The sequence below is a fragment of the Streptomyces sp. NPDC050625 genome, assembly GCF_040654755.1.
Lineage (GTDB): Bacteria > Actinomycetota > Actinomycetes > Streptomycetales > Streptomycetaceae > Streptomyces.
Map to the genome: position 1 here is coordinate 1 of NZ_JBFAIQ010000084.1, position 7,871 is coordinate 7,871.

The following is a 7,871-nucleotide window of genomic DNA, read 5'->3' on the forward strand; positions in this document are numbered from 1 at the left end:
GGCATCGAGACCCTCGGCGAGCTGGGCGTGACCACGTTCGTCGAGATCGGCCCCGGCGGCGTCCTCAGCGCCCTGGCGCAGGCGTGCGCGGACGACGCGGTTGCCGTGCCGGTCCTGCGCGGTGACCGCCCCGAACAGCAGGCCGTCCTCACCGCGCTCGCCGAACTGCACGTGCGCGGCGTCTCCCCGGACTGGCAGGCGCTCTTCCCCGGCGCTCACCGCGTCACCATGCCCACTTACGCCTTCCAGCGCGAGCGCTTCTGGCTGGAAGGGGACGAGGACCTGGCCACCGCCGACACCCCGGCCGACGCGGCGGACTCGGGTTTCTGGGACAGCGTGGAGCGCGAGGACGCGGAGTCCCTCGCCGCGACTCTGGGCGTCGACACGGACGCCTCGCTGAGCGCGCTCCTGCCCCGGCTGTCCGCGTGGCGCCGTCAGCGCCGCGAGCAGTCCGTGGTCGACGGCTGGCGCTACCGCGTCACGTGGAAGCCGCTCGGCGCGCTCCCGCAGCCCGGCGCGTCCGGGACCTGGCTGCTCGTCGTGGCGGGGGAGAGCGAGTGGACCGCCTCGGTCCGCACCGCGCTCGGCGAGCGCGGCCTGGAACTGGTGACGCTTGTCGCCGGGCCCGGCACCGACCGCGGGACGCTGGCGCGCGAGTTGGCCGGCGTCGGCCCGGTGGCCGGCGTGCTGTCCCTGCTCGCCGAGGACGAGAGTGCCTCGGCCAGCCGTCCCGGGCTGTCGCACGGCCTCGCCGCGACCCTCTGCCTGGTGCAGGCGCTCGGCGACGCGGGCGTCGACGCCCCGCTCTGGTGCGCCACACGCGGCGCGGTAGCCACCGGCCGCTCAGACCGTGTGGACCGCCCGCTGCAGTCGCAGGTGTGGGGCTTCGGCCGGGCGGCGGCGCTGGAACACCCGCAGCGCTGGGGCGGACTGCTCGACCTTCCCGATCTGCTGGACGCCCGTACCGCGGCCCGCGTGGCCGCCGTTCTCGGCCAGACGGCCGAGGACCAGGTGGCGGTCCGCGCCTCGGGCGTCTTCGGGCGCCGGCTCGTCCGGGCCGCTCGCCCCACCGGCCCGGCCCAGGGGTGGTCGCCGCGGGGCACGGTGCTGATCACCGGTGGTACGGGTGCGCTGGGCGGGCACGTCGCCCGCTGGCTCGCCGGTGCCGGTGCAGAGCACTTGGTGCTCGCCAGCCGCCGCGGCCCCGCGGCGCCCGGTGCCGCGGAGCTGGTCGCGGAGTTGGAGGAGCTCGGCGCGGCCGCGACCGTCGTGGCTTGTGACGCGGCAGACCGTGATGCCCTGCGGGGGCTGCTGGCCGAGCACCCCGTCAACGCCGTCGTCCACGCCGCCGGCGTCGGCGACCACGTCATGATCGAGGACTCCGACCCGGCCGGGTTCGCCGGCACGGTGGCGGCCAAGGCCGCGGGTGCCGCGCACCTGGACGAGCTGCTGGCCGGCCAGGAGCTCGACGCGTTCGTCATGTTCTCCTCGGGCGCGGGCATCTGGGGCGGCGCAGGCCAAGGCGCCTACGCGGCGGCCAACGCCTACCTGGACGCCCTCGCCGAGTACCGGCGGGCTCGCGGGCACACCGCGCTCGCCGTCTCCTGGGGCGGCTGGGCCGAGGGCGGCATGGCCGGCGTCGGCGACGGGGAGGAGAGGCTGCGTCGCCGCGGCCTGCCTCCCATGAGGCCCGCCCTCGCGGTCTCCGCGCTCCAGCGGGCGCTTGCCGACGGCGAGACCGCCCTCACTGTCGCGGACTTCGACTGGGAGCGGTTCATCGGCCCGTTCACCGTCGCCCGCCCCAGCGCCCTGTTCTCCGACGTGCCCGAGGCGCGCCGCGCCCTGGAGGCCCCGGCCTCCGGCGGTGCCGAAGCCGGCAACGCGCTCGCCGCCAAGCTGACCGGGCTGCCGGCGGCCGAGCAGGACCACGCGCTCGTGGACCTCGTCCGCACGCACGCGGCCGCCGTGCTCGGCCACGCCGGCGCCGCGGCGGTGGAGCCCGGCCGCGCGTTCAACGACCTAGGCTTCGACTCGCTCACCGCCGTCGAACTGCGCAACAAGCTCACGGCCGACACCGGCCTGAAGCTGCCCACCACGCTGGTGTTCGACTATCCGAACGCCACGGCCCTGGCCCGCTTCCTGCGCGCCGAACTGCTCGGCGCTCAGGGCGCCGCGCAGCAGCAGGAGCCGCGCACGGCCGCCGCCGACGACGAACCCATCGCGATCGTGGCCATGAGCTGCCGCATCCCCGGCGGCGTCGGCTCGCCCGAGGACCTGTGGCAGCTCGTGACGTCCGGCGGCGACGCGATCTCCGGCTTCCCCGAGGACCGCGGCTGGGACGTCGAGGACCTCTACGACCCCGACCCGGGCACCCCGGGCAAGACGTACGCGCGCGACGGCGGCTTCCTCTACGACGCGGGCGACTTCGACGCCGCACTGTTCGGGATCTCGCCGCGCGAGGCGCTCGCGATGGACCCCCAGCAGCGCCTGCTCCTGGAGGCCTCCTGGGAGGCGTTCGAGCGGGCCGGCATCGACCCGGCCTCCCTGAAGGGCAGCCGCACCGGCGTGTTCGTCGGCATGTCCTACCAGGGCTACGGCGCAGGCCTCCCGCAGGTCCCCGAGGGCGTCGAGGGTCACCTGCTCACCGGCAGCGCCGCGAGCGTCGTCTCCGGGCGCGTGGCCTACACGTTCGGCCTGGAGGGCCCGGCCGTCACCGTCGACACGGCGTGCTCGTCGTCGCTGGTCGCCCTGCACCTGGCCATACAGTCGCTGCGAGGCGGCGAGAGCACGATGGCCGTCGCGGGCGGTGTCAACGTCATGGCCGTACCCGCCGCGTTCGTGGAGTTCAGCCGGCAGCGCGGGCTGTCCGCCGACGGACGGTGCAAGGCGTTCGGCGCGGACGCGGACGGCACCGGCTGGGCGGAGGGCGTGGGCGTGGTGCTCGTGGAGCGCCTGTCCGACGCCGTTCGCAACGGCCACGAGGTCCTGGCGGTGGTGCGGGGCAGCGCGGTCAACCAGGACGGTGCGTCCAACGGCCTGACCGCGCCGAACGGTCCGGCGCAGCAGCGGGTCATCCGGCAGGCCCTGGCCTCCGCCGGGCTCACCGAGGCCGATGTCGACGCGGTGGAGGCGCACGGTACGGGCACCGCTCTGGGTGACCCGATCGAGGCGCAGGCGCTCCTCGCCACATACGGCCAGGAGCGGCCGGAGGACCGGCCGCTGTGGCTGGGCTCCCTGAAGTCCAACATCGGTCACGCCCAGGCGGCGTCCGGCGTGGCCGGTGTGATCAAGATGGTGATGGCGATGCGCCACGGCGTCCTGCCGCGGACGCTGCACGCCGATGAGCCTACGCCCCACGTGGACTGGTCGGCGGGCGCGGTGCGGCTGCTGACCGAGGCCGTCGACTGGCCGGAGACGGACCGCCCGCGCAGGGCCGCCGTGTCGTCCTTCGGGGTCAGCGGCACCAACGCCCACACCATCATCGAGCAGGCCCCGGTGGCCGAACGGGCCGCCGTCGCACCGGTCGAGGTCGCCTTGGCGACCGTGCCGTGGATACTGTCAGGCAAGTCCGAGGCCGCGCTGCGCGCCCAGGCCGAGCGCCTGCTGTCCCTCATCGCCGACGGCGCCGATCCGTCCCTCACCGACGTCGGCTTTTCGCTGGCCACCACCCGGGCCGCCCTGGAATACCGGGCGGCCGTGGTCGGTGCCGACCGGGGCCGGATCGCCGAGGGCCTGCGGGCCCTGGCCTCGGGGGCATCCGCTCCCGGCGTCGTCCTCGGCCGCGCCGACGCCGGCCAGGTCGGGTTCCTGTTCTCCGGGCAGGGTTCGCAGCGCATCGGCATGGGGCGGCAGCTGTACGAGGCGTTCCCGGCCTTCGCGGAGGCGTACGACGAGGTGTGCGCCCATCTCGACCGGCATCTCGACCGGCCGCTGCGGGACGTGGCCTTCGGCGAGAGCGGTCACGAGGACGGCGATGAGCTGAACCGCACCGCCTTCACCCAGCCCGCGCTGTTCGCGCACGAGGTCGCCGTCCACCGGCTGCTGGAGTCGTGGGGCGTGCGGCCGGACTACCTGGCCGGGCACTCCGTGGGCGAGATCGCGGCCGCGCACGTGGCCGGGGCCCTGTCGCTGGAGGACGCGGCCGCACTGGTGACGGCTCGTGCCGCGCTGATGCAGGCCCTGCCCGCCGGCGGGACGATGATCGCCGTACAGGCCACCGAGGACGAGGTGTTGCCGCACCTCACGGACGACGCCGACATCGCGGCGATCAACGGCCCCCAGTCCGTCGTGGTCTCGGGAACCGAGGACGCCGTAGCGGCCGTCGCGGACCTCTTCGCCCGGGAGGGCCGCAAGACCTCCCGGCTCACCGTGAGCCACGCGTTCCACTCGCCGCTGATGGACCCGATGCTGGAGGACTTCGCCCGCGTCGTCGGCGGTCTGCGCTTCGAGACGCCCCGCACGCCCGTCGTCTCCAACCTCACCGGTGAGCTCATCGACGCGTACACCGCGGACTACTGGGTACGGCACGTCCGCGAGGCCGTACGCTTCGCCGACGGGATCCGGACCCTGGGCGAGCTGGGTGTGACCACGTTCGTGGAGACCGGCCCCGGCGGCGTGCTGAGTGCCATGGCCCAGGGCTGCCTGGACGGCGCGGTCACCCTTCCCTCCGTACGATCCGGCATCCCCGAGCCCGAGGCGATCACCGGCGCCGTCGCGCAACTCCACGTGCACGGCGTCCCCGTCGACTGGCAGGCGTTCTTCGCCGGCCGCGGCGCCCGGCGCGCCGACCTGCCCACCTACGCCTTCCAGCACCAGCGGTACTGGCTGGAGACCACCGCGCCCACGGCCGCCGCCGTCTCGGGGACCGACGCCGTGGAGGCCGGGTTCTGGGAGACGGTGGAGCGCGAGGACGCCCAGTCCCTGGCCGCCACCCTCGACCTGCCCGCCGAGCAGCTGGTCGCGGTGCTGCCCCGGCTGTCCGCGTGGCGCCGACAGCAGCGCCGGGAGTCCGCCGTGGAAGGCTGGACCTACCGCACGGGCTGGAAGCCGCTCAGCGGCCTCCGGGCGCACGAACTGCCGGGCGACTGGCTGTTCCTGGTCACCGAGGACACGGAAGTCACCGAGGACGGCAAGGACACCGAGGCCGCCGAGTGGACCGCCGCCGTCGCGGACGGGCTCGCCGCCCGCGGGGCCCGGCTGATCCCGGTGGCGGTCGACCGGGCCGCCGACCGCGGCGCACTGCTGCGACAGCTCGGCGACGCCGTCCGTGAGACCCCGGTCGACGGTGTGATCTCCCTGCTCGGCACCGACGAGCGGCCCCATGCCACCCACCCGGCCCTCTCCGTCGGCACCGTGCTGTCCCTCGCCCTCGTCCAGGCCCTGGGCGACGCGGGCATCGACGCCCCGCTGTGGGCGCTGACCAGGTCCGCCATGTCCACCGGCCGGGCGGACGCGGTGCCGAGCGCCGCCCAGAACGCCGTCTGGGGTCTCGGCCGGGTCGCCGCGCTGGAGCACGCGCCGCGCTGGGGCGGTCTGATCGACCTCCCGGCCACGGTCGACGGCCGGGTCGCCGGCCGACTCGCCGCGGTGCTCGGCCAGTCGGCGGAGGACCAGGTCGCGATCCGCGCCCGAGGCGTGTTCGGCCGCAGGCTGTCCCACACCGCCGCCCGCCGTAACACCCGGGCCGGGCAGCGGTGGTCGCCGCGGGGCACGGTGCTGATCACCGGTGGTACGGGTGCGTTGGGCGGGCACGTCGCCCGCTGGCTCGCCGGTGCCGGTGCCGAACACCTGGTGCTCACCAGCCGCCGCGGCCTCGACGCGCCGGGTGCTGCGGGTCTCGTCGCGGAGCTGGAGGCGACGGGTGTCCGTGTCACCGTCGCCGCGTGCGACGTCGCCGACCGTCAGGCGCTCGCCGCGCTGCTCGCCGAGCATCCGGTGAACGCCGTCGTCCACACGGCAGGCGTGGACCACCTGGAGCCGCTGGAGTCCATGACGCCGGGCGCCTTCGCCGACGTGCTGTCCGCCAAGGCAGCAGGCGCCCTGCACCTCGACGCGCTCCTCGCCGACCGGGAAATCGACGCCTTCGTCCTCTTCTCGTCCATCGCCGGCGTGTGGGGCAGCGGCCGCCAGGCCGCCTACGCGGCGGCCAACGCCCTGCTCGACGGACTCGCCGAACGCCGCCGGGCCCAAGGCTTGCCGGCGACCGCCGTGGCCTGGGGCCCGTGGGCCGGCGGCGGCATGGCCGAGGCCGACGGCGCGGATGAACGACTGCGCCGCCGCGGCCTGATCCCGATGCCCGCCGCGCACGCCGTGGCCGGCCTCCGGCAGGCACTGGACTCCGGCGAGGCGACCGCCACGGTGGCCGACATCGACTGGGAGCGGTTCCTGCCACCGTTCACCATGGGCCGCCCGAGCGCCCTGCTCGGCGACCTCCCGGAGGCCGAGCGGATCCTCACCGTGGGCAGCACTGGTGGCGAGCCCCGGACGGCCACCACCTCGCCCCTGGCCGACCGCCTCACCGGGATGCCCGAGACCGAGCAGCACGCGCTGCTGGTCGACCTCGTCCGCACGCACGCGGCAGCCGTCCTCGGCCACACCGGCGCCGGCGAGGTCGAGGCCGACCGAGCCTTCAAGGACCTGGGCTTCGACTCCCTGACCGCCGTCGAACTGCGCAACAAGCTCAACGCCGAAACCGGCCTCGCACTGCCCGCCACACTGGTCTTCGACCACCCCAACGCCCAGGCACTCGCACGGCAGTTACGCACCGAACTCACCGGCCTCACTGCCGCGGCCGCACCGGAAGCGACCGCCGCGCCCGCCGAGGACGACGACCCCATCGCGATCGTAGGCATGGCGTGCCGCTACCCGGGCGCGGTGCGTTCGCCCGAGGACCTGTGGCAGCTGGTCGCCTCCGGTGGCGACGCCGTCGGCGAGTTCCCGGCGGATCGCGGCTGGGACGTGGACGGCATCTACGACCCGGACCCGGACGCGTCCGGCAAGACATACACGCGCCGCGGTGGATTCCTCTACGAGGCAGGGGAGTTCGACTCCGCCTTCTTCGGGATCAGCCCGCGTGAGGCCGTGGCGATGGATCCGCAGCAGCGCCTGCTGCTGGAGACCACGTGGGAGACGTTCGAGCGGGCGGGCATCGACGCGGAGTCGGTGCGCGGCAGCCGTACCGGGGTCTTCGTCGGCTCCGGCTACCAGGACTACGCCGCCCAGGCCTTCCACGCGATCGACGACTCCGAGGGCTTCTTCGGCACGGGCAACTCCGCGAGCATCATGTCCGGCCGCATCGCCTACACCCTCGGCCTGGAAGGACCGGCCGTCACCGTCGACACGGCGTGCTCGTCGTCGCTCGTGGCCCTGCACTGGGCGATCCAGGCACTGCGCAACGGCGAGTGCACCATGGCGCTGGCCGGCGGCGTGATGGTCATGTCCACCCCCCGGGCCTTCGTGGAGTTCAGCCGCCAGCGCGGACTCTCCGCCGACGGTCGGTGCAAGGCGTTCGGCGCCGGCGCCGACGGCACCGGCTGGGCCGAGGGTGTCGGCATGCTCCTGGTGGAGCGGCTGTCCGACGCCCGCCGCAACGGGCACGAGGTCCTGGCGGTGGTGCGGGGGAGCGCCGTGAACCAGGACGGCGCCTCCAACGGCCTGACCGCGCCCAACGGTCCGGCGCAGCAGCGGGTCATCCGCCAGGCACTCAACTCCGCGGGCCTCACCGCCGCCGACATCGACGCGGTGGAGGCACACGGTACGGGGACGAGGCTGGGGGATCCGATCGAGGCGCAGGCGCTGCTCGCCACGTACGGCCGGGAGCGGCCCGAAGGACAGCCCCTGTGGCTGGGCTCGCTGAAGTCCAACATCGGTCA

At 74.9% G+C, this 7,871-nt stretch carries 1 protein-coding gene; it reads left to right on the forward strand.

Annotated features, from left to right (window positions below; genetic code table 11):
* Nucleotides 1-7,871: type I polyketide synthase (locus AB0I54_RS47625; protein WP_363302664.1), on the forward strand; the 7,871-nt coding region annotated here is incomplete at both ends.